This window comes from Alphaproteobacteria bacterium (assembly GCA_002869105.1).
In the GTDB taxonomy this organism is placed as follows: Bacteria; Pseudomonadota; Alphaproteobacteria; order UBA7879; family UBA7879; genus UBA7879.
This window is the reverse complement of the sequence record PKTP01000005.1, coordinates 24,783-51,326: the sequence shown is the minus strand read 5'-3', so window position 1 is coordinate 51,326 and position 26,544 is coordinate 24,783. Positions and strand designations below refer to the sequence as shown.

Genomic DNA, 26,544 nt, shown 5'->3' with positions numbered 1-26,544 from the left:
TGTCCATAGGAAAGTTACAGGCGAATCCCCTTTATCAATCATCTAGGGATTAATAACTAAAACGGAGGTAATAAAGATGAATAATCAATGCTCTTGCAAAAACTGTTCGTGCACAACTTGTGGATGCACTAAAAATTCTTGTCAGTGCCAAGGATCAAATTGTGGATGTGACTGCTGTTAGAAGCTAAACTACTGAGCAGTTTTTTTTAATCGTCATCCCCCATTTTAAGGGCAGCAATAAAAGCGCTCTGTGGCACTTCAACATTGCCAATGTTGCGCATCCGCTTTTTCCCTTTTTTCTGCTTATCGAGCAGCTTTCGTTTACGGGATACATCGCCGCCATAACATTTAGCTGTTACATCCTTGCGCATGGCTGAAACGGTTTCTCTTGCGATGATTTTACCCCCAATGGCTGCTTGAATAGCAATTTTGAAAAGTTGCCTGGGAATGAGTGCTCTTAAGCGTGTGCAAAGAAGGCGTCCACGATACTCAGCTTGGCTTCGATGCACAATTAGTGAGAGGGAATCAACAGGTTCGCTGTTGATCATAATAGAAACTTTAACTAAATCACTGCGCCGATAATTTTCGATTTGATAGTCAAAACTGGCATATCCGCGAGTAATTGATTTGAGGCGGTCATAGAAATCAAAAACAATCTCATTGAGAGGGAGTTTATAAACAACCATGGCACGATTGCCGACGTAGGTAAGTTGCGTTTGTTCACCGCGCCGTTCTGTGCACAGGGCTAAAACAGGCCCTAAAAACTCATCTGGAACCATAATGGTTGCTTCAATCCAAGGCTCTTCAAGATAATCAATTTTCATGATATCTGGAAAATCAGCAGGATTGTGCAGCTCAATGTTTTGGCCATTCCGTAAATAAATCCTATAGACCACGCTAGGAGCTGTGGTGACGAGGTCTAAATCAAATTCACGCTCGAGACGTTCTTGAACAATTTCCAGGTGTAACAGTCCTAGAAATCCACAACGAAACCCAAAACCAAGAGCTGCGGAAGATTCAGGCTCAAAATAAAAGCTGGCATCATTCAGGCGTAGTTTTGCTAGAGCGTTCTTTAAATCATCGAATTGGGCAGCGTCGGATGGAAAGAGCCCGCAGAAGACAACAGGAATGCTTGGCTTGAAACCAGGCAACGCTTTATCAATCGGATGCTGAATGTCAAAAATTGTATCCCCAATTTGGCAATCAGCGACTTGTTTAATGCTAGCATTTAAAAAGCCAATTTCACCAGGTTTGAGTTCTGACATCTCAACTTTTTTGGGCGTAAAAACGCCAACACCCTCTACTTGATATTCGCCGCGTGTTGCCATCATTTTAATACGTTGCCCTTTGGCAAGCGTGCCAGCAAAAATACGTACAAGAGTAATAACGCCAAGATATGTATCATACCAGCTATCTATTAAAAGGGCCTGAAGAGGGGCTTTTGGATCAGCTGCTTTGGGCGCCGGTAGGCGTGTGACAATTGCTTCTAAAACATCTGTGATACCCAGACCCGTTTTTGCTGAAATTTCAATACTATCACTGGTATCAATCCCAATGACATCCTCAATTTGCTGTTTAACCCGATCTGGTTCCGCGGCGGGCAAATCAATCTTATTTAAAACAGGAATGATTTCATGGTTATGCTCAATGGCTTGATAGACGTTGGCAAGAGTCTGCGCTTCAACACCTTGACTAGCATCCACCACTAGGAGAGACCCCTCACACGAAGAGAGGCAGCGACTGACTTCGTAAGAAAAATCAACATGTCCAGGCGTATCCATAAGGTTCAGGGTATAGGTGTGACCATCTTTAGCTTTGTACTTTAGGCACACCGTTTGTGCTTTAATAGTGATGCCCCGTTCCCGTTCAATATCCATGGAATCAAGGACTTGGTCCTTCAGTTCCCTGATTGTGAGCCCCTCACAGGCTTGAATAAGACGATCAGCTAAGGTTGATTTACCATGATCAATATGGGCAATGATGGCAAAGTTACGAATGTAATCTGGTGAATAAGGTGTTGTCATAGTCTAAATTCAACTCCTTGAATGGCTGTTGTTAAAGCAATGGCTTTGTCATATAGATGGAGGATTTCTTTTTCGTTCAGTGTGTGAGTAATGGGTTGAACGGTTAGCCGAAAGGTTATGGACATTTTACCTTCTGGAACGCTCTTCCCCTCATATATATCAAACAAAGATACGTCTTTGATGAGTTTTGGATCTGCTTTCGCCATAGCCAATGCAAGCGGGCCCAACTCAACGGTTTTATCAACCAAAAATGAAAAGTCACGGCTGAAAGATTGAAATTTAGAGATGTTTGCTGGTCCTTTATTGACTGTCTTTTCTTTAAACGTTGGCAGGGCGTCTAGATTTAGTTCAAATGCATATGCAGGCTGTGAGAGGTTGAAGTGTTTGAGTGTTTGTGGATGGATTTCACCAAAATGTCCAAGGCATATTTTGGGGCCAAGCATGAGGAGGGCTGAGCGACCTGGATGATACCAACAGGGAAGGTCATTGGTAGAAAGTTGAATTTTAGTCGTAGTGAGGCCGAGAACATTAAGACATGAAAATGCATCTTCTTTCACGCTGTAAACATCAGCTTTTACTGAGGCTTGACGCCAATCCATAGGAGAGGCTGAACCAAAGCGTATGCCTGCGATATGAAGAGGTTGATCTTCAGGCTTGAGACCATGATAAACATGACCAGACTCAAAAACGTTCATACGTTGATGACCTTTATTGAGATTTTTTTCCAGAGCATTAAGCATTTGACAGAGAAGAGAGGGTCGCATCCATTCCAAATCTGCGCTGATGGGGTTTTTAATCTTTAACTGCGGGTTGTTTTGGTCAAATAGCTTCGCAACAGGTCCTGGGATCATGGACCATGAAACTGTTTCATCAAAGCCGCGGGTTGGTAGAAAATGGGTGAGCTGAAAGTATTTTTGTTGTTGAATGTTCAAGCTTGGAGCTTGGCTCACAGAAGGAAGGGGAGCTTTTTCGATTTTCTCATAACCATAAATGCGAGCGATCTCTTCTATTAAATCTTCTTCAATGCGTATATCTGGACGCCAAGAGGGAGGTTGAACTATTAATTTTTCACCCTTGCCATCAGTCTTAACTTCCATTCCTAACTTTTTAAGAATGGCGGTGCTGGTTTTGAGATCAATAGAAATTCCAAGCCGCTTTGAAATACTGGAGGGGGCTAATGATATTTGATCCGCGTCTTTTGGGGGCGTGCCAACAGCGATTATTTCACTGACTTCCCCACCACAATGCTGTCGAATGAGGTGTGTTAAGTAGGTCATTCCGAAAGCACACCCGTGGGTGTCTAGCCCTCGCTCCATGCGTGTGCGACAGTCAGTATGAATATGATGGCGCTGCCCCATCTTTGCAACCTCAGTCGGATCAAAGTAGGCCACTTCCAAGAAAATGCGTTGAGTGGTGTTGCTACATCCCGTATTCTCACCGCCAATAATACCTGGAAGAGCTATGCTTTTTTGATCGTCAGCAAGCACAAAATCTTCTTCTGAAAGCGTATATTGTGTGTGATTTAAGGCTGTAAATCGCTCTGATTTTTCTGCATGCCGGATAGATATGGGACCTGATATCGTTTCAGCATCATAAGCATGAGCAGGGCGGCCAATATCATGGGTTATAAAGTTTGTGAAATCAACGACAGCTGAGATGGGCTCAATATCAATGGCCCGCAAAAGGCGTTGAATCTCTGGGGGAGATTCCTTGTTTTTAATGCCAGAAATTTCACGACCAAGATAGTGTGGGCAAATAGAATGATGAATACTGACTTTGATTTGACTTTGAAAAGAGCCTTTGACTTCCGGCATCTCCAAAGGCTTAAGAGTTCCAAGCCCTTTGACAGCGAGGTCTCTTGCAATCCCCCGCACGCTAAAACAATCGGCTCTGTTGGGGGTGATGGCAACATCAATAATGGGATCGTCTAGATTCAGATGCTGGGCTAATGGTGTGCCAGGAATTGAGGTATTTTCTAATTCTAAAATTCCCTCGGCGCGATCCCGACTTAACCCCAGTTCATCAGCTGAGCAAAGCATCCCATGACTTTCAACGCCTCTGATTTTACCTGCTTGAATTTTCATTTGGTTGGCTGGTACAATGGCATTTGGTAAGGCAAGGGCGACCTTGAGCCCACTACAGGCGTTGCGGGCACCACAGACAATTTGCTGCGTTTTACTTCCATCATTCACTGTGCATACTTGCAGCCGATCAGCATCAGGGTGTGGGTATGCTTCAATAATTTCAGCAACAACAAATTTATCCAATGCTTCTGAAGGATTTATGCAGGATTCAACTTCAAGTCCAATGGACGTGAGGGCCTCTAAAATTTCTTCAAGTGTATGATTGGTTTCAAGGTGTTTTTTTAACCAGGTCAGGGTGAATTTCATCGGCCAATTCCTCCTTGCAATCGGTTAAGTATTCCGGGGGTTTCATAGGATTTGAAACCATAATGATTAATCCATTCTTGATCACCTTCAAAAAAGGTTCTGAGATCTGAAATGCCATACTTCAACATCGTGATCCGCTCGAGACCCATGCCAAAGGCAAAGCCCTGATATTGTTTCGGATCAATGCCACAATTTTTAAGAACTTGTGGATGCACCATACCGCAACCAAGAATCTCAAGCCACCCTTGACCTTCGCCGATGGTAAAAGTTTCTCCTTCACGATGGCACCCAATATCTACTTCAGCTGAAGGCTCGGTGAAAGGGAAATAGCTTGGCCGAAAGCGAATGGGTAAGTTTTTAACGCCAAAAAAGCTGGTCAAAAATGCCTCTAAACAGCCTTTTAAATGACCCATATGAATTTCTTTATCGATATAGAGCCCTTCAACTTGGTGAAACATAGGCGTGTGTGTTTGGTCGGAGTCTGCACGGAACGTGCGTCCAGGTACGATGATTTGTATGGGAGGCTCTTGGTGGAGCATGGTTCTAATTTGCACAGGAGAGGTTTGCGTGCGGAGAACCATTTTTTCACTTTGGTCCGTGTCCGGCATATAGAATGTGTCTTGATCTTGCCGTGCGGGATGTTCGGGAGGGATATTCAAATAATCAAAGTTGTAATCGTCACGCTCTATCTCGGGGCCTGTTTCAAGCTTAAATCCCATTTGGCCAAAAATAGCAATCACCTCTTGAATGGTTTGTGTGAGGGGATGAATTTTTCCATTTGTTGAAGGTTGAACTGGCCTGGTCAGATCTATTTTCTCTGAAACAAGTCTGTGTTCGAGATCTTGCTTTTCAAGCTTGTCTTTTTGTGTCTGAAGTTGATCGGAAACTTGTTTTTTGATGATGTTAAGGCGTTGCCCTTGATCTTTTTTTTCTTCAATAGAAAGCTTGTATAAAGCTTTTAATTCCTGAGTGAGGATCCCATTTTTCCCTAACAGTTCAATACGTTTTGCTTCAAGATCGTTGAGGTCAGCAATAAGGTCGATGGACTGTAATTGAGCGTTAAGATCAAACGAGGTCATAGCATGGTTTCTTTAAAAAAATAAGGTTTCAAGTTACGTCCTGAAACCTTATCAAATTTATATAAAAGTGTTGATGTTTATTTTAAGGCTTCTTGGGCTTTTTTTACAACAGCGGCAAAAGATTGGGGAGCCTCAACAGCCATATCTGCTAAAACCTTGCGATCCATTTCAATGTTTGCCTTCAGCATGCCATTGATCAGCCTTGAATAGCTCAAACCATGTAGACGGGCTGCTGCGTTGATTCTTTGAATCCATAACGCCCGGAATTGTCTTTTACGATTACGACGGTCTCTGTAGGCATACTGCAAGTTTTTTTCAACGCGCTGAATGGCGATTCTAAAACAATTTTTAGCACGGCCTCTTGACCCTTTGGCTTGTTTGATAATTTTTTTATGACGAGCGTGTGTTGTGACACCGCGTTTAACTCTGGCCATGATACTCTCCTTTTATCGATTGTATGGTGCGTATTTTTTGACGATATTTGCGTCGCACTTTTTCATGATGGTTGTTCCACGCGCTTTACGAAGCATACTGTTTGATCGTTTGCGCATGTTGTGGCGCTTTCCGGCTTGGCCACACTTGATTCTGCCAGATGCAGTGAAACGGAAGCGTTTTTTAACGCCGCCTTTAGTTTTGAGTTTGGACATTTTTTCCTCTTAAATTTAAAGTTTATAATCATATTTCAAGCAACGAGGCAGTCCATGAGAGCCAGCTACTTTGTCACTTGTATAAAGCCTCGCCTTAAAAATGGCAAGAGGAAACTATGGGATTCCGACATTGTTTAATATTTTCTGGCTTGCAAAGATGTTTTTTGTTTAAAATAGAAAACATCAGGGAGATATCATATGAAATTTTTGAGTTTATTTTTTTTAGTCGCTAGCTTTTCGTTCGCCATTGGCAAAGATTTAAGTTTAAGTCCGTAAGTCGAGAAAGTCCTTAAACAGCATTTAAATAAAGCCTTTGGAACCCCTGAGTATAAATTGATCGGTGATCTCTCTGCAGGCGGGTCTGGCGCAAGTTTGAAAATTATTGCAGTCAATGGAAAAAACTATGTACTTAGAACGATCAGCACCAAAAGGACGAAGATTCAAGTTCAGTCAGAGTTTGTTGCGACAGAAATCTCTTCTACACTTAATATAGGTCCTAAAATATATTTTTATGACTTGGCTCATAGATTTTTGCTGACAGATTACCTAACTCCCCTTAAAGGTCAGACTCCTGATTACCCAGGGAGAGTCGTTAATGATATGTCCCAATATCTTTCCAAACTTAATCAAATAAATATTAACTCAAACGATCAGTCGTTTAGGAATGTTATTAAAATTTTTCAATCCTGGAACTTAGATAAATGTCCTAAAAAAATAAAAAAAGCCCTTGAAAAAATATTATCTAAAGTTTTAGACAGTTATGAACTGTTTCAAGATTTTTCACCAATGCTCGCCCATAATGATTTGCATTTTGGCAATATTCTCGTTGGTAAAGAGAGAGCTTATATTATCTCTTGGGAAGAGTTCTATATTTCTAATGCTCCTTTTGAATTGGCCGCAACAATTTATCGGGTCGTGGCAGATGAGTCGTTAAAAGAGTCCCTTATGCAAAAGTTTTACAACAGAGTTCCTACAAAGATAGACCATGCTAAATTTAGGGTTGGATCCATCATTTACTTGTTCATGCAAGCGGTTAAAGACTTATCTACTTTAGATGAAAAAGATCGATTTGGTATTACATATAATGAATATAAAGCTTTACCAGAGCCAACGATATATTTGAAAAAAATATTAGGTAAAAATGAGGAAATTACGCTTGAAACTAAGAAAGTATATTTTTGGTCAATGATGAAAAAAGTTGATAGTTTAGTATCTGAGCGCGGATTTCATGATGATTTTAAATTGATTAACAAATCGGAAAAACGCGAGCCAAAGGCATTCAAGAGGACGGTTTTAGAGAGATTCAAAGAAAGTTAGGTTTTTTTAGCTTTCTTTTTTAAAACTTTTTTCACAAGTCGATTCAGGCGTTCCACAATGATGACGTAACCACTGTTTCCCAAAATATTACAGCCAGTGCCCCAGGGTTCGATAAATACTGAAATCGCTGTGATAAGTCCGATCATTTCAGGCGTGAAGCCAAAAGTTTTTTGCAGGTAAGGCACAATAATAATAACACTGCCGCCAGCAACAGAAACAGCACCAAATTGAGCGAGGGTGAGGATGCCAGCAAAAACAACAAAAGTGCTAAAGTCAGGGAGGGAGCCATTTGTAAAATAGTAGATGCATAAAGAGAGAATTGTCAGACCAATGGCATCCCCAACAGCATGGCAATTAACAGTTGTTGGAATGGTTAAATCAGCAATCTTAAAATTTTTAGTATTTTCGTAAGCAACCTGGAGTGTGACAGGCAGAGTAACCATGCTTGAGATCGATGAAAACCCGGTGATAAAAGCCGGCATGGCATTTTTAAACGCTCGTAGAGCACGATTGATAAACCCAGCGCTTCCGATCAGGAAATAGCCAAAAATATAAATAATTTGGGCGGCAATCATACAAAGGAAGAGACCTTTAAACGAATGGAAGAGCGCGCCAAAATCACCATCATGGGCAATTTTCATCAGGAACCCAAGGATATAGAGAGGCAGAATCGGGGTAAAAAGTTTGGCAAAAAAGAAGTCGCTGGCGTACTGATACTTTGCGAAAAATTTGGCAACTTTTTGGCTGGGGCGATGGCTTTGGATGATCCCTGCAATGGCTCCAAGGACCAGGGATAATTCAACGGGAATCGAAGGAAGTGATAAATTGATGTATGAAAATATCTGCTCCTGATCAAGAGCGATGGTATAGGGCTTGATCGTGATATAAGACGTAATGAGCTGCACAACGCCATAGCCATAAATAATCGCTGCAAATGTTGAAATAGCAACACCAAAGAGGATCAAGATGATTAGCAAGGCTCCTTGATCTTTTAAATCAGATAAACTGTTAAATATATAAGGCAGAACCAGAAAGGGAAGAAGAAAGATAAGGATGTTTTTCAAAACGGTACTTACCGTATACAAAACGCTTTTAACTTCTATTGAGAGATGATGCCAAAAAAAGAACGTGCCCAGAACAATTAAGGCAAGGCTTACAAGCATCCAGTATTGGCGCAACGGTGATTCTTTTGAGAGCACTCTTTTTATTTTTGCCATGACGTTAGTTATAGAGTTCTGTAAATCTTAGTGCAACTTGTTTTGTATGAGTTTCTTTGATAAATTGAAATTTGCAATAATTGTAGGGCTGGAATATTATGAAAACTCTTCCTAAAATAAAAAATTTAATCGCCGATTCTTTTTTAAGCCTTAGAAAAAACTTTTTGTGGTTTTTTCTGCTAGCGTTTCTTTTCAGTGCATTCCGATCTTTGAACGTCAGTCAACTCGTCCCATATGGATTGGGTTTTGAATTTTTGTTTGTAATTACTTGGAGTTTAATATTTACGGTTTTTGTGTGCAAGTCTATGGAAGGTAGGCCCAATAAGGACATAGGAATATCAGAAATGTTTAGAAAAGGGCTGATGCCAACGTTAAAATTTTCTGCGTTGACTCTAGTGCTGTTTGCATTGTTTTTAATACCGCTCATTTTTTTGATTGTTTCGTGTGTATCTCAGTATGAAAGCCCTTTTTATGGAACTTTGCTATGCCATAATGTGAGCAAGGCCATCGACTTTCTGTTGTTTTCTTTTTTAGATTTTAATTCCTTGGCCGCGAAGATCTTTTTTTATGGGTTTAAGCCAATTTTAGATGTCGTTGAGTTACTTTTTGATCAACAGCAATGGCCATTCTTAGTGGTGGCGTTATTGTTCGCATTGATTTTTTATTATTATTATCTCCGGCTTGTGCTTTCAGTCATCGCTGGTTGTTTTGGAGACCGGTCAACTATTGAACGGTCATGGAGCCTGAGCCAGGGAAGGGTTTGGTATTTGGCCAAGGTCTTCCTTTCGGTTGCTTTCATTATGAGTCTGATTGCTTTTATTGCACATTTGATTACTACCCCTGCGCTTGGATATCACGCGCCTGAGCAATTTAAGTATGACGCGAGAACTCCAGCTTTTTATCACAAAGAAGCTTCTATTAACCCTTTAGAGGACCCGTTAAAGACATATAGCCATTTAACGGCAAATCAAATCTTAATGGCGAAAATAACGCCAAAAGAAATACCAGAAGATCAGCGCTTTAATTTTGAAGGTGGCATTATTGGTATGATTATGAATTTATTCATATGTATTGGCTATTATCTCTTAACCTCCTGTCTTGCGCGGGTATATCTTCATGTTTGTTCTGAAGATTAACGGATAAGAAGGTAGCTTAAAACAGTATTCAGTTTTTTTAGTCCAAGTGCTGTTGTTTTTAAAAAGCCATCCGTTTTTTCTAGGAGACCTTCGCTATAGAGATGCGTCTTTTTTGGGGGGCCAACGTATTCCCAAAAGTCGCATGCTATTACCTGATTGAGTTTTGCGGTTGAAATGCCAGAAGTTAAGCGCAATCCCATTAGCAACATTTCTTCGAGTAGTTCTTCTCGGGTTAGTTGATCTTGGTGGGTGAGGGCGCATCCCTTGGATTTTATAAGTTCTAACCATTTTTCTGGTGAGCGATGTGCTCTGGTAGCTACTTTGAAATTATTTTTTGTGTATCGGCCATGAGCGCCTGGCCCGATGCCGAGGTAGTCTTCTGAACGCCAATAAGCCATGTTATGCTGACAAGCCTTGTTGGGTTTAGAAAAATTTGACACTTCATACTGTTCGTATCCAGTTGATTTAAGTGTATCAATGGTTTCATCAAAAAATTTCTCAGAGGCTAGCGAGCCTGGCATTTTGAACTTTCCAAGCCGTTCATACGATTGAAAAGGTGTTTGAGGTTCAATGGTCAGCTGATACAGCGATAAGTGAGGCGGTTGAAAAGATAGCAACTCCTTTAATTCTTTTTGCCACTCCTCGGGCGTATGTTTTGGATGGGCGTAGATAAAATCTAAGGAATGTGTTTCAAATATTTTTTGTGCCATTTCAATGGCTTTAAGAGCTTCTTGTTTGGAATGAGCTCGGCCAAGAAATTTAAGTGTTTCAGGTATAAGGGATTGAATGCCCAACGAAATGCGATTAATACCAGCCGCTTGAAAGCTTTGGAATTTATTGATTTCAGAAGAGTGTGGATTAGCTTCCATCGTGATTTCAACGGTGGAGGCGACAGGCCAAATTTTATGAATATGGGTAACAACCTCTTCGATGATTGAAGGCGGCATGAGAGACGGTGTCCCCCCGCCAAAAAAGATGCTTTGAACCTGATGATTGGTTGCAAATTGACTTTGGTTTCTGAGATCGGTGTAATAAGCCTGTGACCAGGACTGAGGATCTATTTGCTCACGGACATGGCTGTTAAAATCACAATAAGGACATTTAGAGACACAAAATGGCCAATGAATGTAAATGGCAAGAGGCTTTTGAGTGGTTGGCACGGAGGCGTTACATGCTAGTCTTGAGCAAAAGATCAGTTTGCTTAAGTGCTAGTTTTTTTGTGCCATCTTGAGCAAGCTTAAGCAGTTGATTGAATTCCTCTGGTGTAAAGGCATCTTTCTCAGCAGTGGCTTGAATCTCAACAAGTTTACCCTGACCCGTAATGATGAAATTAGCATCTGTTTCAGCGTTTGAATCTTCTTCATAATCAAGATCAAGAAGGGGGGTTCCCTGAACGATCCCACAAGATATAGCAGAAATGCTATCCTTTAAGGGTAGGGCTGGGATTTTCTTTTCAGCAACAAGCTTTTGACACGCTAGATTCAATGCAATGTAAGCACCTGTAATGGCTGCTGTTCTCGTTCCGCCATCGGCTTGAAGAACATCACAATCAATTTTTAGGGTGCGTTCTCCCAGTGCTTTTTGATCAACGATGGCGCGCAAAGAGCGGCCAATGAGGCGTTGAATCTCTTGCGTTCGACCGACTTGTTTGCCCTTGACGGCTTCACGATCGACACGGCTATGGGTGGCGCGGGGAAGCATGCCATACTCAGCGGTTACCCATCCTATGCCTTGGCCCCTTAAAAAGGGGGGGACTTTTTCTTCAATACTAGCTGTGCATAGTACGTGGGTGTTGCCAAATTTTATAAGGCAGGATCCTTCGGCATGAAGAGAGTAATTTGGAATGAGGGAAATGGATCGGAGTTGATTAGGAGAACGATTAGAGCGCATGATTGAGAGATGCTTCATTGTTGTGATAGCTTGATATATCATTACTTATAGAGTAATATCAAGCATGGATGTATTTCATAAAAACAAACATTTAATAGGCACTTTAATCTGGCAATGGAACTGATTCTTAATAATCGTTCGCTAGAAATATTCAAAAGCGTTGTCGATGCATATCTAGATACCGGTGAGCCGATAGGATCAAAGGTTCTCTCAGAGCGTCTCGGCATGAATCTTTCTTCAGCTACCATTCGTAACATTATGGCCAACCTTGAAGAGGTTGGCTTGCTGTATGCGCCTCATGTATCTGCGGGGCGGTTGCCAACTGAAAAAGGGCTTCGTTTTTTTGTGCATGGCATGCTGGAGGTAGGGGATTTAGCGGCAAAAGAAAAGCGCTCTATCGAGGAGATGTGTGGCTCGAGCAACTTAGATGTTGAGGCTATGCTCGATCAGGCATGTCGAACGCTTTCGGGTCTCTCTGGATGTGCTGGATTAGTGATGGCGCCAAAACAAGACGCGATATTAAAGCATGTTGAATTTGTCTATTTGGACGTCAATCGAGTGTTGGCAGTTTTGGTGTCTGATCAGGGTGATATCGAAAATAGACTGCTAAACTTGCCTGCTGGTTTTCCTCCAGCAAAGCTTGTTGAAGCCTCTAATTTCTTAAATGCTCATTATGTTGGCCGCACTTTGTCGGAAATTCAAAAAGTCCTTTCAACAGATGTGGTGCATATTCGCAAGGAACTTGATACCGTTCTGCATGATTTAGTTGAGAAAGGATTGGCTAAGTGGGTAGAGACGTATGATAAGCCAACACTGATACTTTCTGGCCATAGCCACTTGCTCAACAATGTTGCAGATCAGACTCAGCTTGATAATATCAAGCGCCTTTTTGAAATATTTGAGCGCAGGACTGATATTTCAAGTTTATTGGATGCCTCTATGAGTGGAGAAGGAGTTCAAATTTTTATTGGGTCAGAAAACCAGCTTTTCGAGGACACCGGCTGCTCGATGATTGTTTCGCCTTACTTAGATGCATCCGGGCGCGTTTTTGGATCGTTGGGGGTTGTGGGACCAACACGGCTGAATTATGCACGGGTAATTCCAATGGTGGATTATACAGCAAAAATCATTGGGCGCTTGATTTCTAAGCGTTATAATACTAGATAGGAAAGAGTAATTCACAATAATATGAGAGACTATGACAGATCACAGCGAAACAGATAATATGATGGATACTGACCAGGCTAAAACCTCAGAGAACAGTGAGGAGCAAGTGAATCAAAATGATTCCAAGCAACAGCAAGAGGAATCTCCAAACGGTGATGATTCCCAAAAAAAGCTTGAGGAGATGAAAGATCAGCTCCTACGCACGATGGCTGAGTTTGAAAATTATAAAAAGCGCTCGGAGCGTGAGATCAGTGACATGGCTAAATATTCTGTAACGAATTTTGCCAAGGATATGCTGATAGTTTCAGATAATTTCAATCGCGCGTTGGATGCGATTCCGGCGCAAGAAAACCAGGATAATCCGCTCATCAAAAGCTTGGCTGAAGGCATTAAGATGACTGAAAACGAACTAGCTAAGGCTTTTAAGAAGCATGGCATTGAAAAAATTGACCCTTTGGATAAACCCTTCGATCACAATTATCATCAAGCGATTATGGAAGTTGAGGCAGAAGGTGCTGAATCTGGAAGTGTCGTTGAAGTGCTTCAATCAGGTTACAAAATTCATGACAGGCTCTTAAGGCCTGCGATGGTTAAAGTTGCAAAATAATAAAATCAGGAGATAAAAAGTATGGCTAATAAAGGAAAAGTAATTGGTATTGATTTAGGGACCACCAACTCATGTGTGGCGGTTATGGATGGTGATAAACCCCGCGTTATCGAAAACAGCGAGGGTCATCGTACAACCCCTTCTATGGTTGCCTTTACAAAAGATGGCGAGCGTTTGGTTGGCCAACCCGCTAAACGACAAGCGATCACCAACCCCGAAAATACAATTTTCGCTGTTAAGAGATTGATTGGGCGTCGTTTTGATGACCCACTTACAGAAAAAGATATTAAGCTTGTGCCTTACAAGATTGTCAAATCACCGAATGGTGATGCTTGGGTCGAAGCCCAGGGTGAGAAATACAGCCCAAGTCAAATTAGTGCATTCATTTTGCAAAAGATGAAAGAAACAGCAGAAAATTTCTTAGGAGAAAAAGTTGAGCAGGCCGTGATTACTGTACCAGCTTATTTCGATGACGCGCAGCGTCAAGCAACCAAAGATGCTGGTAAAATCGCTGGTTTGGAAGTGCTTCGCATTATTAACGAGCCTACAGCTGGTGCGCTTGCTTATGGGCTGGAGAAAAAAGGCAATGGTACGATTGTGATCTATGATCTTGGGGGCGGTACATTTGATGTATCAATTCTTGAGATTGGCGATGGTGTGTTTGAAGTTAAAGCAACCAATGGGGATACATTCCTTGGTGGTGAAGACTTTGACCAACGAATCATCGACTTCTTAGCTGATGAATTTAAAAAAGAGCAGGGGATTGATCTTCGTGGCGATCGTTTAGCATTGCAGCGTTTGAAGGAAGCGGCTGAGAAAGCGAAGATCGAACTCTCAACGGCGATGCAAACAGAAGTAAACTTGCCATTTATCACGGCAGATGCTTCTGGACCTAAGCATTTACAAGTTAAAATCACGCGCGCAAAACTCGAAGCCTTGGTGGAAGATCTCGTTCAACGGACATTGGAACCTTGTAAGAAAGCCATTGAAGATGCTGGCATCTCTGCTAGTGAAATTGATGATGTGATTCTTGTGGGTGGTCAAACGCGGATGCCGAAGATTTTTGAAACAGTGAAGTCTTTCTTTAACAAAGAACCGCATCGTGGTGTAAACCCTGATGAAGTTGTTGCTGTGGGGGCCGCGATCCAAGGGGGTGTGCTTCGTGGGGATGTGAAAGACGTTCTTCTTCTTGATGTTACGCCACTCTCTCTGGGGATTGAAACCCTTGGTGGGGTCTTCACAAAACTTATTGAGCGAAACACAACCATTCCAACCAAGAAGAGCCAAGTCTTTTCAACTGCTAAGGACAATCAAACCGCTGTAACCATTCGTGTGTTCCAGGGTGAGCGTGAAATGGCTGCAGATAACAAAGTTCTAGGCCAGTTTAATTTAGAAGAAATCCCCTCCGCGCCGCGAGGGATGCCTCAAATTGAAGTCACGTTTGATATTGATGCCAATGGTATTGTTAATGTATCGGCAAAAGATAAGACAACAGGAAAAGAACAGCAAATCCGCATTGAAGCCTCAGGTGGTTTGAATGAGGATGACATTGATAAGATGGTGAAGGATGCTGAGGCTAATGCTGAGGCAGATAAAAAACGCCGAGCAATGGTTGAAGCCCGTAACCAAGCTGATACTCTTTATCATTCAACAGAAAAAGAACTGAAAGACCATGGAGATAAAATAGATGCCTCTCTTAAAAAAGAGGCTGAAGATAAGCTTGAAAAGTTGAAAAAAGCGCTTGAGGGAGATGGTCTTGAAGCGGTGAAATCTGCATCAACCGAATTACAAGCAACGGCTGGAAAAGTTGCACAAGCCGTTCAGCAGGCAGGCCAATCACAGTCTGCTGACGGGGGTGATTCTTCTTCGGGTCAGGCTGATGATTCTAAAAAGGATGACGATGTCGTTGACGCTGAATTTGAAGAAGTTGATGACGATAAGAAGTAAGTTCTATACATAGACTTGCTAAAGAAAGGCCCTCAATTAAGAGGGCTTTTTTTTGGAAATACGTGTCTAAATAAAGACTTATTTATATCTTTTAGCTGGCAAACCTTCTTCTAAAGAGTTTCCGCCTGTTGTTCTTTTGGCGGCTGCTCTGTTGTCTGGTTTTTTTTGCTCTTGTTGGTATAAAGAAGAGGGTAGATGCATACATCCTTCAACTGGGCTACTGGGTCTGCCAGCAGTTCCAGGATTTTGCGCTTCTTTTGGTGTGTCCATTGCAACCAGTGATAACGATGCGGGGGTGGCTATAAATGCCAGTGTGATGAAAGACTTTGTGTTCATAAAACAATACTCCACTTATGTTATTCTAAAAAATGAAGATAGACATTTGAAAGATATTAATAAATAAAAAAGTTATGTGGGTCAAAATTTATGAATTCTAGGTCTTAGGATTAAATAGAGGTTGTCCTAATAGAACTAGACCATTGGGATAGGATAAAAGGTGATAGGAAAGAAAACAAAAGCTTCTAATGCAATGCCATCTTTATATAAAGATGAGAGTTTTACTCTTTAATGCCATTAAAGTGCAACAGACCCAATCACGTTTATAAATTTTATTGACTATTTCAGGCTTATTTTAAATAGTGGTTTACTTAACAAAAAATTAGAGGGTAACCCGGTGAGATTCTATATTTTAATCGCTTGTTATCTAACATTTTCTCTGGCACTTAACGCTGCTCAAGGAAGTGGAGATGATCTTCAAAAACTATCAAAAGTTTGGGGACTAGAACCAGGCATTTATATTTCAACGCCTGTAAACAAAGTGCGATCAACACAAATCTTCTTTTTACGTCTGAATGATGATGAACGCCGATCAAAAGGAGGCGGAAATCAGAGTGACCTCCCATCTGCGGCAATCTATTCCATATATAATAACAAAAAAAGGTTATGGAAAAAGTTTTGTCGAAATTTTTGCTGGATGACAGGAAATCAAGATCCAATCCCTTCAATTACACAGATTTCTGATAAGAAATATATCCTCTGGGCACCAGAAAATCCAGAAGGGTCAAGACATGGAACGAATGGACGTCTTGAACTTTATGACGTAGAAAAAGAAACCCTTACACCCTTTGGTCCAGAAATATATATACACTACAGTGATTCAGGGAATCCTATAAAAGATATTTTTACAGAAAAAGACAAAACCTATCTCAAGATAGACACTCTTGAATTTATCGACATGAAAAACGCACCGGCTGAATATATTTATTGGAAGAAACCTCTCGAAATTGAAGTCCCCTAGATTTTTTGAAGAAAAAAAACTTTTTTACTTTTTTGCACAAGTTTTCAGCTCGACGCACCTTTGTTGGCATCCACTAGGGTTGCACACCTAGACAAAATAAAAGCAGAAAAACCAGATGAGGAGGCTGCCGCAGGTGATGACATCTGTCAACAGAGAATGGTTGGCCCAACAAAGTCATTTTAATAGCGGAAGTTTATTCTAAGCGAGACTGAATAGCATCCAAAGGGCCATGCCCATCATCATAAGGTTTTCAGTCAAAGATATAAATCCAAGGGGGACATTGCTATTTCCACCAACACAAGCGCATTTCAATTCCCGTTTATCGATATAAACAGCTTTGAAAACAGATACCGCACCTATCATCCCGATCAGCAGAGCGGCCGGGGCAGAAATCACGATTAAAAATCCTGATATCATAGACACACCTGCAAACATTTCAATAAAGGGATAAATATAGGCGTATTTGACCCATTTCTGCGCCAATAAATCATAACCCAGAAATTGCAAACTAAATGCTTCAAGGTCTTTTAATTTTTGGATGGCTAAGACGCACATGCTAAATGCGATGAAAAGCATTATGACTTTGGTGAAAGTTAATTCAGACATGGCCCATGCGGCGGATAAAGCCATTAAAAAAGTCGTTGAAAAGATTGCTATAATCGGCTTATAGGTTATTCCTTCATGGGCTTTACCAAAGTATTTTTTAAGATCGTCATATCCACCGATGCGCTTATCATCAATAAAAGTTTGTGGGGTGGTTTTAACACCATGAGTTTCTTTAAATATATCCGTTTCTTCTCTGGTCGTGAGATGATGATCTTCAACGCTATATCCCTGGCTCTTTAGCAGATCGACTACTTTCAATCCATATGGACATATATGCCTGCCCATAACCATTCGATAAACGACGGCTTTTTTACCTGACATGATGCTATCCCCCTGTTTTTTTAGTTATATATTATTTTAACTAGGGTAAAATAAGCGCATTCATTAATCAATGATAACTACATGATCATAAAATAAATTAAATTAAATTAAGGGAGTATTAGTAGGGAATTGGTTGCGGGGGCCAGATTTGAACTGACGACCTTCAGGTTATGAGCCTGACGAGCTACCGGACTGCTCCACCCCGCGTCAAGGATGTATTATTCTTTAACACAGTCATTTGGCTCTGTCTAGTATTCGTATGAATTTTTTTAGTTTTAAAAGTTTTTTAGGGATCAGGACATGGATCAGTGAGGATGAGCGAAGATAACAATGCATGAAAAAAATCTTTATCCCATTTCCTTTTAACCAATGTTAGGGAGCAGGGGGGTAATAACCTCCCTGAGGGAGGATAACGCCACCAGGCCAAGATATGTTTGGATTTGGCCCTTGAGACATTTGTTGAAACACGTATTGATGAGGGTCTGAAAAGGGCATTGGTACCCCACCGGGTGGCTGGTAGGCTGGTAAATAGTAAGGAGGGTATGCCATCGCAGCAGCAGAGGGGTAATTGTATGCCATAGAAGTTGGCTGCTGTTGCCTGAACAACATACTTGCTTGTTGGTATGCCGCCCATTGTTTGAGGGATTCTAGTTCAGATATTTCTGCTTGTGTTGCTAATTGTCTGAGCTGAGTAGATGTCATCATCATTGGGTTAGTTGGAGCGAGCGGCATGTAAGAATATTGCTGAGGAGGCTGGAATGCAGCACTTGCTTGTGGGTAAAAGTTTTGTGGTAAGTTGTGTGCTTGAGGGGCGAGAGTGTCATGCCTACCATAATGTTCAGTATATCCTGAGGGTGCAGAATTTTTGATTGGACTAGAGGGCGGTGCCGACTGTGCTGTATCACTAGTAGATTCACTTTTTAATAAATTTTTTTTAAGTAATAAACTTGCCTCAGCGGCTTTGAGATTTTTTATTAAATCATTATTGCGATCACTTTCTGGTTTTTTCGATTCGGCAGTTATTTTCTTTTTTAACTCAAGTAATTTTTCTTCAATTTCATCAATATCATCTGCATTCACTTCTTCTTTTTTTGGAGTTTCAGGTGCCGCTATGGGTGTTTCTTGATTCTCAAGATTTTTTGCTGGCTCTGCACGAGGAGGTTCATAGCTTAGTCTTCGTGCTGCCATTTCACTATATGACTTTGGAGGTGAAGGCGATTTCGTTGTGACAACTTTTTTTTGTGCTTCAGCTTTAAGTCTAGCTTCTGCTGCCGGTGATTTTTTCTTAACTTCAGCTTCTAGCACCGCTTGACGTGCTTCGGCTTCGGCTTCAGCTTTGCGCTTAGCTTTTTTTATTTCAGCTTGACGTTTGGTCTCAGCTTCAGAATCTCTACGCGCCTCTTCAGCAGCTTGACGTTTAGCTTCAGCCTCTGCTTCAGCAGCTTCTCTAGCTTTGCGTTGTACGTCTGCTTTGGCTTTGCTCTTAGCTTTTTTTATCTCATCTTTGCGTTTAGCTTCAGCCTCTGCTTCTGCGGCTTGACGTTTGGCCTCATCTTTAGCTTTTTTTTGCGCTTTCTTTGCAGCTTTGCGTTCGGCCGCAGCTTTGCGATTTTCTTCCTCAGCGATTAGCTCATCATATGCTTGACGTGCTTTTATGTCTAAAGCAGCATGGCATCCTTCTTGCCAGGATTTTAGGGCATTTCCTATGCGTTCTGCAGTTTCTGAAACACGCTGAGAGGTTTTATTTAATCTTTGAATGAAATTGGGAAAATCTCTTTCAATTTTAGCTTTCTCATCAAGAAGTTTTTGATTTTCAGTGGCTGACTTTAATACAAATGGCGCGGTTTGCAATATATCCTCTTGATCCCCTATAATTTCTGGATAAATATTTTCACAGTCTTTTACTGCTTGAGTATGACGCTTAGAAAATTCTTTGCTCTCAGCAATCATAGAATTATATTCTTTTTCTAAGTCGGAAAGATTTTTGCGATCAAAAGGGGTGTTTGCAAGACTTTTCGAAAATTCTTTAAGTTTGTTTTCTAATGTCTCAGCTTCTAGAGCAAGTTGCTCTTCTTGTGTTTGCATCAGGGCCCTGAAAGATGAAAGCTTTTGTTGGGATTCAAGGATCATATCTTTAATAACAACTGCCGGATCAGGAGAGAGGCTAGATGCTTTTGTCAGATTTTGTTTCAGTTCCTGATAATCATTTGCCAAACGTAAAATATTTTTTTCAGTGGTTGTTAAGTATTTATAGTCTTTATTATCATCAGGAATTTGAAAAGACCCTTGGGATAACCAATAAATAATGTTTTCTGAAGATATTTGATATTGAGCGAGACATGCCAATAGATTTGATAGGTTGTCTTGATGCGTGCGATTTTGTGATTCTGTTTGTGGGGGCAATGTCTGTGGTTTGTAAATCAATCCATTTTTAGCAGCTTCTCTAAAAGAACGAAGTTGCTCTGCTGTAAAAATATGATTGATGATTGATGGTTCAAAGGGGGATTTTAGTTCGTAATTCTCTCTTATAAAAAATGCACTTAGGGGTGATTTTTTAGAGAATTTTTTTTTCATCATGCCAATTCTATCTTCTTGGAGGGAGGGGGCATCTCGATAAAGTTCGCCATGAAACGGTATTGAAACTTGAGCAACTTCTTCAAGATTGACCTCATTCTCTTGAGAAAAGCGCTGTAAAAGATCTAACAGTTGTGGAAAGGTTCTCAATTGCACTTGATCAAGAAACACCTCTCTTTCACCATAAAAATACTGAATGAGGGTTGATAGGTCTAAGACCTTTAAGCATTTTTGTTTTGCTTCTTTATACAATGAGCTTTGATACAACGTACGTGCTCTTGTAATAAACTCTGGCTTTAAGCCAGCATCTTCCCATCCTTTTTCTTTTGCTAACCGGATGTCCCTGGTATTTTCATATCCATTTTTGAATAATTTTTTAAAAATATCATGCAATGCTTTGGCTTCGTCGATTTCAGATTTGAAAGAGTTGAGAACAAAAGAATAAATATTCTTCAATGTTTTGGAATGCATATCGATTTCTTTTTGATCAAAGCATTCACTTTTTGCCAGTGCCCCGCGAAAAATATTTTCTGATCTTGATATTTCTGATTGAGTGTAGACATCTGTCAAATGAATCTCTAGAAAGCAATCTCTTGAATGGGAACCTGCAGCACCGCTTCCGTCTAAAAGAGGTTTGGCCGCAATAGGTAAAAATCCAAAAGTGCGTATTGAAAGAAGCCGATAAAAGTTATCAAGATTAGCAGCAAATTGAAGCGCAACATTTAACTGCTTTCTAGGCATAGATACCAGGTTAAAAGGTGCTGTTTCAGGCATCTCAAGATCTGCGGGATCAACAGCTTGAGATTGTTGGCAGACAATGAGAAAAGCAAACAAAAAGAAAGATAAATGCTTCATAGTGGATAAACTGTTTTTAAAATTGTTTTGACAACTATAGCGATTTTGACTTGTTATTGTTTATCTTTCTTACAATTTTTGGACTTTTTTGTCCATGCTCTCTAGTTTATTCTTATTCTGTTTGAATGCAACATACCTAAAAAAACGTATAAGTCAGTTCACTATTTCTTCAATTTTAAAATCTAAAAGGATATACAATCCATCTTTTATCAATGGCATGGCCCCCTTGGATGAGTTGTGTATGGGGGAAATCCTTGAGCAGCTGCTGTGCTTGCAGGCAAGAAGAATGCAGGTGCTTGCCCACCCACCATAGGGAATCCATGAGCTGCAGAGTAAGGCATAGCAGCGGCTGCAAAGCCTGGCTGCGGCCCCATGTATGGAATCATTCCTCTTGATGCTGGTTGAGGAGCTGGCATCATCAATGGGTGTCCGCTATAGGTGGTGCCATGAACAGCAAGATAGTGAGGGGCTTCTGCAGCAAATCTTGGCTGTGGTCCCATGTATGGAGTCATTTCTGCTCGTTTAGTTTCTTCGAGGCTTTTTTCAAGTTTTTTTATCTCTTCTTCCAATATTAGAAGGTCACGTTTGCGTTTGGCTGCAGCAAGCTGCTCTTGGAGATCTATCACTTTTTGTTGCTCTAATCGTTGCTGTTCCATCATCTGTTGTTGCAATCGTTGCTGTTCTCTGAGCCGCTGTGCATGCATGGCTGCTTGTTGTTGAGATGCAACGACGAATTGACTTGGATACATCCCTTGTGAACCATGGCTTCGGGCCTGAAATTCTGCCGCTTCAATGTTAAACCCTAGTGGTTTTGTTGCAAGTTTCTGCTCTTCTTTCGCTTTTGCAATCGCTTCTTCGGCTTTTTTCTTTGCTCTCTCCTCCGCTGCAGGGTCTTCTGAGGCGATCTTCTTTGTGATCTCCTCAGGGCTTATTGCCATAGGCGCACGACTGCTTTGAGCTGGGGGATGTTGCTCGACAGTTTGCTGGCGGGTTTCTTGATAACTGTCTTCTTTAGTCAGAGTGGAGTGGCCATCATTATGAAGTTTACCCTCTTCATCTCTTTCTTGAACAACCTCTGAAGATGGACCTGAGCGATTTAATAGTTTCATAAGCTGACCCGATAATGCTTGATTAGGGTGAGAGCTTTTTGACTTTTCTTCCTCAGAAACTCTTTTATTTAACAACAGGACTTTCTGGTCTTTTAACTTTTTTAGAACATCGTTTTCGATTTCATTGATCAAATCCAAATTGTCATCTTTTTTCGCAAGTTCTATTACTTGTTGAATTCGACTTTCAATTTCATCAATAGTCTCGGCATCCCTTAGATGGGGGATATCTTTTTTCAAATTTTCAAGGCTTGCTTGTGTATTCTCATTATATTATAATCTAAGCCGCTCACCTTGACGTTGATGAGTATGGTCAGCTTCAGCGGGCGTTATGGGTCCCACATTTCCATGACTGCGAAATCTTGGTTCTTGAGTGGGGAGAGCGCGCCGTTGAGAGGTTGCAGATCTTGGCTTTTTTTCTTTTTGCGCCGCTGCTTCTTCAGCTTCTCTTTTCTTTTCTAATAAAGCTTGCTGTATCCGATTAACTAATAGCGCTTCTTCCTCTGCAAGGCGTTTTTCAGCGTCAGCTTTGCTTTTGCCGTCTGCTTCAGCTTTGGCAGCCTTGCGTTTTGTTTCTTCTTCAGCTTTGCGTTTTGCTTCAGCTTGGTGTCTGGTCTCAGCTTCAGCAGCTTGACGTGCTTTTTCTTCCTCTTGACGTTTGGCTTCAGCCTCTGCTTTGCGTTTTGCTTTAGCCTTACTTTTACGTTTGGTGTCTCTAGCCTTACGGCTAGCATCTGCTTCAGCTTCAGCAGCCTTGCGTTTCGCCTCTTCTTCAGCCTCTGCTTTGCGTTTAGCTTCAGCTTGGCGTCTGGCCTCAGCTTCAGCAGCTTGACGGGATTCTTCTTCCGCTTGATGTTTGGCTTCAGCCTCTGCTTTGCGTTTAGCCTTGTGTTTGGATTTTTTTGACTGTTTGCTGTGTGCTTCTTCTGCAAGTTCTGCAAGTAATTCAGCAGCATTTCTGTCTGCAATTTCCTGAGCTTTATGAAGATAGCTTGCTTCTAATTTTTTAAATTCATCTTCAATCCTTTTCAATTGCTCTTGTGCAGTTTGTTTTTTTTCATCAATGCTTAAGCGTTTTTCTTTAACTTCCGCTGCTTCTTCCTTTTGTGTTTCAAACTTTTTCATTCTTTCGGAAGCAAAGGATTCTGGATCGTTTTTCTTCAACTGTTCTATATGTTGGGAAAAATCATTAATCGCTTCATTCCATTTTTTTTCTTGTTCCAATAGGGGAGATCGTTTTAGGTTGCTGTCAAATTTTTTGAGTTGGATCTTGAATTTTTCTAATTCTTTTCTTAATGCTTCTACCGGTTTCTTATCAGGTTGTGCTTCTTTTATTTGAGCTAATAAAGTTTGAAATTTTTTTTCAAAATCATTTATTTCGTTGAAATGTTCTTCCATGCTCTCTAGAAAAGATTTTTTACTTTTCTCTACATTTTTCTGGATTGTGGAAAGTAATTGAAGTTCATCATTTATGCTTCCGGTGTTTTTAGCTAATTCATAGGCGTCCGTAATAAGAAAAAGGTTTTTAAAGGTCAGATATTTAAAATCTTTGGGATCTTGAGGGATTGTCAATTGACCTTGAGAAAGCCAATGGACCGCATTTTGAACAGGCAATCCCTTATTATAAAAAAGCGCAGATAAGCCTGCTGTGGAGCTGTCTATATTACTTTTCAGCCCTTCTATTGGAGCAAGATTTCTTGGGCTAAACACACAGCCATCTTTTTGTACGTCTTTTTTAAATTGAGAAAGCTGTTTAGGAGAAAAAGGTGAGTTTTCTGATGGTAATTCAAATACAGAGTGACAGGTGTAATTTTCTTCTAAATAAAGGGCTTCGCTTAGAGTTAGTTGGCTGGCGCTGGTTTTTTCCAATAAGTTGTATTGGTCTAGGGTATACTCTTCGTCATCTCTATAAAATTCTTTATGAAAAGGAATGGAGACTTGGGTGATATCATCACGAGATATCACTTTTTCAGGAAAATCATTTAGAAGGTTTAGGAGCTGTGGATATGTCCTCATTTGGCTGGTGCCAACATAAACATCTTGAGCTTTGTAAAAAAATTGAACGACTGTCCACAAATCTGATATCAACAAGCATTGACGCTGAGCAAGTTTATTTAAAAAGTTTTGATAGAGCGTTCTTGTCTCTGTTAAAAAATCATTTTCTAATCCAATCTCTGCTAGACTTTTTGAAGTGATCTCATCTGTCTTCTTTAAAGACTTATTGTTTGATATTGCCTGAGTTAATATATAGGTTAACCTAGTGCTCTCCTGAAATTCAGGAGAAAAGTCATGTTTAATAAAATTAAGGATGGCTTTTTGTTTTGCTGTGAATTCGCTTATTTGATGAGAGGTGAATTTTTGAGTGGCAATCATGCTGTTGGTTAGTGATTGGTTGGCTTCAGCAATTTTATTTTGTAGTGCAGTTTCCGTAACAGGAGGCTGATTATTAGGACTCTCATAAAAAGTATTGACTTGCTCGGCTATCGAATACAGACAATGTTGCCCGAGTGTCTGATAAAAAGTTCGTAAATTTTTACAAAATGTCAGTGGAACATCTTGTTCCGCCCGCGACATTCTAATGAAATTAATATTGTCTTCTGCGGGGCTGGCTTCACCTGGTTTAGCAGCTTGAACAAAAAAAGATACAAATGTTAATAAAGTCAAAAATATGCGAAAATAACCCATAATTATTCCAAAAAAATTTAAATTATAGATATCTATTTAAATAATAATTTCAAGTATGTTTTTATATAAATTTTAAATTTTTTTAATCATTCATTAACCAATGGTGCTTTGATTTGTTTATTGATTGAATTTAATAAGTTTTTTATAGTGTAGACGCACAAGAATATGCAAATAAGCATTTTATTCCTTAAAAAAAATGGGAGATCCTATGATCAGACTGAATTTAACGACACATAACGCACTTAAAACAGAAATCACCTGTGTTCCTGTCTTTGAGGATCAGGACTTTAACATCGAAAAATTAGATATTAATTTAGAACAAACAAAAGCTCTTCTTAAGATGCTTGAATTCACGGGTAAACGTTCAACTTTTCAGGGGGTCACGCTCACAGATCGTTTTATGGTTTTTTATGGATTGGGCAAGGCTGAGGAACTTAAAAGCCATCATATCCGTGAAGTAGGCGCGCAACTCTATGTGGCGCTGCTTAAATATAAATGTTCTGATACCTCAGTCATTGCTCCTTGCATGGAAGACTCTAAACAATCAACTGATTTTGCTGCAGAGTTGGGATTTGGTATGCAGCTGCGCAGTTACGCTTTTAGAAAATATAAAACAGTACAAAAAGAACCTTTTTTTGACTTAGAAAGCACGACATTGATTGTGAGTGATGAGGAAGCAGTGCAAAAAAACCTCGCGGAAAAAGAGAGTATTGCTCAGGGCATGTTCTTGACGCGTGATTTAATGCATGAGCCCCCCAATGTTTTATACCCAGAAACATTTTGTGAGCGTATCGAAGAGCTTAAAAAACTAGGTGTTAAGGTGACAATCCTTGATGACAAAAAATTAGAATCTTTGGGGATGAACGCTATTTTGGCGGTGGGCCAAGGAAGCTCTCATAAACCCCGGGTTGCTATCATGGAATGGAACAATGGACCTAGCACCGAAAAACCGATGGCGTTTGTTGGTAAAGGGGTGACATTTGACACCGGCGGGATTTCTTTGAAGCCTCCTGCCAAAATGGATGAGATGAAATATGATATGACCGGTGCAGCTGTTGTGACTGGGTTGATGAAAACTCTGGCCTTGCGAAAAGCAACGGTCAATGTTGTGGGATTGGTTGGTCTAGCTGAAAACTCACCAGATGGTAATGCCTATCGTCCTGGAGATATTATTAAGACCTATTCAGGTCAAACTATTGAGGTAACCAATACAGACGCTGAAGGGCGAGTTGTCTTATCCGATGTTCTCAACTATGCCGTTAAAAACTATGATCCAAAATGTTTGGTTGATTTAGCCACTTTAACGGGCGCCATTGTGATTGCCCTTGGTCATGAATATGCGGGGCTCTTTAGTAATGATGATACGTTGGCGCAACAGTTGAATGAAGTTGGTACGGACTTGAATGAAAAAGTTTGGCGGATGCCGCTTTGTGAAGCTTATGATCGACTCATTGATTCAAAGATTGCTGATGTTAACAATTGTGGTCCGCGTCAAGCATCGAGTTCGACGGCTGCTCACTTCTTGCAACGTTTCGTAGAAGGCAAGCCCTGGGTGCATTTAGATATCGCCGGAACAGCGTGGGGTGAGAAAGCGCATCCATTAAGTGGTCATGTGGCTTATGGTTTTGGTGTTCAGCTTTTGAATGAATTTGTTAAACGCCATTACGAAGTTTAATAAA

At 40.6% G+C, this 26,544-nt stretch carries 20 protein-coding genes and 1 tRNA gene; 7 read left to right on the top strand and 14 right to left on the bottom strand.

Annotated elements, in window-relative coordinates:
* Positions 1–206: 206 nt before the first annotated feature.
* The 5 genes from C0582_02590 to C0582_02570 form a co-directional block, all read right to left on the bottom strand.
* The gene (locus C0582_02590) at positions 207–2,024 is read right to left on the bottom strand and encodes an elongation factor 4 (protein PLX29892.1); all 1,818 of its coding nucleotides are present in this window, start codon (positions 2,022–2,024) and stop codon (positions 207–209) included.
* Positions 2,021–4,414, bottom strand: a complete 2,394-nt coding sequence (locus tag C0582_02585; GenBank protein PLX29891.1) for a phenylalanine--tRNA ligase subunit beta — start codon at positions 4,412–4,414, stop codon at positions 2,021–2,023. The genes C0582_02590 and C0582_02585 overlap by 4 nt, the downstream gene beginning before the upstream one ends.
* A complete protein-coding gene (locus C0582_02580; GenBank protein ID PLX29890.1) occupies positions 4,411–5,493 on the bottom strand; it encodes a phenylalanine--tRNA ligase subunit alpha in 1,083 nt (360 codons plus the stop codon). Before C0582_02580 ends, C0582_02585 begins: the two co-directional genes overlap by 4 nt.
* Before the next feature lie 77 nt (positions 5,494–5,570).
* On the bottom strand, positions 5,571–5,927 hold the full coding sequence (locus C0582_02575; GenBank protein PLX29889.1) for a 50S ribosomal protein L20: 357 nt from the start codon (positions 5,925–5,927) through the stop codon (positions 5,571–5,573).
* A gap of 12 nt (positions 5,928–5,939) precedes the next feature.
* Positions 5,940–6,140 carry a 50S ribosomal protein L35 gene (locus tag C0582_02570; GenBank protein ID PLX29888.1) on the bottom strand — a complete coding sequence of 67 codons (201 nt, stop codon included), beginning with the start codon at positions 6,138–6,140 and terminating at the stop codon, positions 5,940–5,942.
* 333 nt (positions 6,141–6,473) lie between these two features.
* Between C0582_02570 and C0582_02565 the strand changes: the two genes are divergently transcribed.
* Positions 6,474–7,457, top strand: coding sequence for a hypothetical protein (locus tag C0582_02565; GenBank protein ID PLX29887.1), 984 nt, complete (start codon positions 6,474–6,476; stop codon positions 7,455–7,457).
* On the opposite strand, the gene C0582_02560 is transcribed toward C0582_02565, so the two are convergent.
* A complete protein-coding gene (locus tag C0582_02560) occupies positions 7,454–8,674 on the bottom strand; it encodes a hypothetical protein (protein ID PLX29886.1) in 1,221 nt (406 codons plus the stop codon). The genes C0582_02565 and C0582_02560 overlap by 4 nt on opposite strands.
* A gap of 98 nt (positions 8,675–8,772) precedes the next feature.
* Here C0582_02560 and C0582_02555 point away from each other — a divergent pair, with 98 nt between their 5' ends.
* Entirely contained in the window at positions 8,773–9,810 is a 1,038-nt protein-coding gene (locus tag C0582_02555) for a hypothetical protein (GenBank protein PLX29885.1), read from the top strand.
* Here C0582_02555 and C0582_02550 read toward each other — a convergent pair.
* A complete protein-coding gene (locus tag C0582_02550; protein ID PLX29884.1) occupies positions 9,807–11,006 on the bottom strand; it encodes a coproporphyrinogen III oxidase in 1,200 nt (399 codons plus the stop codon). The genes C0582_02555 and C0582_02550 overlap by 4 nt on opposite strands.
* Positions 10,978–11,700 carry a ribonuclease PH gene (locus C0582_02545; protein ID PLX29943.1) on the bottom strand — a complete coding sequence of 241 codons (723 nt, stop codon included), beginning with the start codon at positions 11,698–11,700 and terminating at the stop codon, positions 10,978–10,980. Before C0582_02545 ends, C0582_02550 begins: the two co-directional genes overlap by 29 nt.
* A 114-nt stretch (positions 11,701–11,814) precedes the next feature.
* Here C0582_02545 and hrcA point away from each other — a divergent pair, with 114 nt between their 5' ends.
* From hrcA to C0582_02530, 3 genes are read left to right on the top strand one after another with little or no spacing between them, the layout of a single operon-like run.
* Positions 11,815–12,867, top strand: coding sequence for a heat-inducible transcriptional repressor HrcA (gene hrcA / locus C0582_02540; protein PLX29883.1), 1,053 nt, complete (start codon positions 11,815–11,817; stop codon positions 12,865–12,867).
* A gap of 31 nt (positions 12,868–12,898) precedes the next feature.
* Entirely contained in the window at positions 12,899–13,474 is a 576-nt protein-coding gene (grpE, locus tag C0582_02535) for a nucleotide exchange factor GrpE (protein PLX29882.1), read from the top strand.
* Between the two features lie 21 nt (positions 13,475–13,495).
* A complete protein-coding gene (locus C0582_02530; GenBank protein PLX29881.1) occupies positions 13,496–15,421 on the top strand; it encodes a molecular chaperone DnaK in 1,926 nt (641 codons plus the stop codon).
* 78 nt (positions 15,422–15,499) lie between these two features.
* Here the strand turns inward: C0582_02530 and C0582_02525 are convergent, their stop codons facing one another.
* Positions 15,500–15,757: a hypothetical protein gene (locus C0582_02525; protein ID PLX29880.1), complete on the bottom strand. Its 258-nt coding sequence runs from the start codon at positions 15,755–15,757 to the stop codon at positions 15,500–15,502.
* Positions 15,758–16,094: 337 nt separating this feature from the next.
* On the opposite strand from C0582_02525, the gene C0582_02520 reads away from it, so the two are divergent.
* Complete coding sequence (locus C0582_02520) at positions 16,095–16,718, top strand: hypothetical protein (GenBank protein PLX29879.1); 624 nt, start codon at positions 16,095–16,097, stop codon at positions 16,716–16,718.
* A gap of 198 nt (positions 16,719–16,916) precedes the next feature.
* Here the strand turns inward: C0582_02520 and C0582_02515 are convergent, their stop codons facing one another.
* From C0582_02515 to C0582_02495, 5 genes are all read right to left on the bottom strand, one after another.
* Entirely contained in the window at positions 16,917–17,645 is a 729-nt protein-coding gene (locus C0582_02515) for a glutaredoxin (protein PLX29878.1), read from the bottom strand.
* Between the two features lie 130 nt (positions 17,646–17,775).
* Positions 17,776–17,852: transfer RNA gene (locus C0582_02510), tRNA-Met, on the bottom strand.
* A gap of 165 nt (positions 17,853–18,017) precedes the next feature.
* Positions 18,018–21,074, bottom strand: coding sequence for a hypothetical protein (locus tag C0582_02505; GenBank protein PLX29877.1), 3,057 nt, complete (start codon positions 21,072–21,074; stop codon positions 18,018–18,020).
* 209 nt (positions 21,075–21,283) lie between these two features.
* Positions 21,284–22,420: a hypothetical protein gene (locus C0582_02500; GenBank protein ID PLX29876.1), complete on the bottom strand. Its 1,137-nt coding sequence runs from the start codon at positions 22,418–22,420 to the stop codon at positions 21,284–21,286.
* Between the two features lie 33 nt (positions 22,421–22,453).
* The gene (locus C0582_02495) at positions 22,454–24,865 is read right to left on the bottom strand and encodes a hypothetical protein (protein PLX29875.1); all 2,412 of its coding nucleotides are present in this window, start codon (positions 24,863–24,865) and stop codon (positions 22,454–22,456) included.
* A 196-nt stretch (positions 24,866–25,061) separates the two neighbouring features.
* Here C0582_02495 and C0582_02490 point away from each other — a divergent pair, with 196 nt between their 5' ends.
* Entirely contained in the window at positions 25,062–26,540 is a 1,479-nt protein-coding gene (locus C0582_02490; GenBank protein ID PLX29874.1) for a leucyl aminopeptidase, read from the top strand.
* The last annotated feature ends 4 nt before the right edge of the window (positions 26,541–26,544 follow it).

What these genes read in the sequence shown, in the direction of transcription:
- C0582_02505 (PLX29877.1), bottom strand. Translation starts at nt 21,074, where the DNA reads ATGAAGCATTTATCTTTCTTTTTGTTTGCTTTTCTCATTGTCTGCCAA.
- C0582_02590 (PLX29892.1), bottom strand. Translation starts at nt 2,024, where the DNA reads ATGACAACACCTTATTCACCAGATTACATTCGTAACTTTGCCATCATT.
- C0582_02575 (PLX29889.1), bottom strand. Translation starts at nt 5,927, where the DNA reads ATGGCCAGAGTTAAACGCGGTGTCACAACACACGCTCGTCATAAAAAA.
- C0582_02580 (PLX29890.1), bottom strand. Translation starts at nt 5,493, where the DNA reads ATGACCTCGTTTGATCTTAACGCTCAATTACAGTCCATCGACCTTATT.
- C0582_02585 (PLX29891.1), bottom strand. Translation starts at nt 4,414, where the DNA reads ATGAAATTCACCCTGACCTGGTTAAAAAAACACCTTGAAACCAATCAT.
- grpE (PLX29882.1), top strand. Translation starts at nt 12,899, where the DNA reads ATGACAGATCACAGCGAAACAGATAATATGATGGATACTGACCAGGCT.
- C0582_02495 (PLX29875.1), bottom strand. Translation starts at nt 24,865, where the DNA reads ATGGGTTATTTTCGCATATTTTTGACTTTATTAACATTTGTATCTTTT.
- C0582_02560 (PLX29886.1), bottom strand. Translation starts at nt 8,674, where the DNA reads ATGGCAAAAATAAAAAGAGTGCTCTCAAAAGAATCACCGTTGCGCCAA.
- hrcA (PLX29883.1), top strand. Translation starts at nt 11,815, where the DNA reads ATGGAACTGATTCTTAATAATCGTTCGCTAGAAATATTCAAAAGCGTT.
- C0582_02515 (PLX29878.1), bottom strand. Translation starts at nt 17,645, where the DNA reads ATGTCAGGTAAAAAAGCCGTCGTTTATCGAATGGTTATGGGCAGGCAT.
- C0582_02525 (PLX29880.1), bottom strand. Translation starts at nt 15,757, where the DNA reads ATGAACACAAAGTCTTTCATCACACTGGCATTTATAGCCACCCCCGCA.
- C0582_02545 (PLX29943.1), bottom strand. Translation starts at nt 11,700, where the DNA reads ATGCGCTCTAATCGTTCTCCTAATCAACTCCGATCCATTTCCCTCATT.
- C0582_02490 (PLX29874.1), top strand. Translation starts at nt 25,062, where the DNA reads ATGGGAGATCCTATGATCAGACTGAATTTAACGACACATAACGCACTT.
- C0582_02555 (PLX29885.1), top strand. Translation starts at nt 8,773, where the DNA reads ATGAAAACTCTTCCTAAAATAAAAAATTTAATCGCCGATTCTTTTTTA.
- C0582_02530 (PLX29881.1), top strand. Translation starts at nt 13,496, where the DNA reads ATGGCTAATAAAGGAAAAGTAATTGGTATTGATTTAGGGACCACCAAC.
- C0582_02570 (PLX29888.1), bottom strand. Translation starts at nt 6,140, where the DNA reads ATGTCCAAACTCAAAACTAAAGGCGGCGTTAAAAAACGCTTCCGTTTC.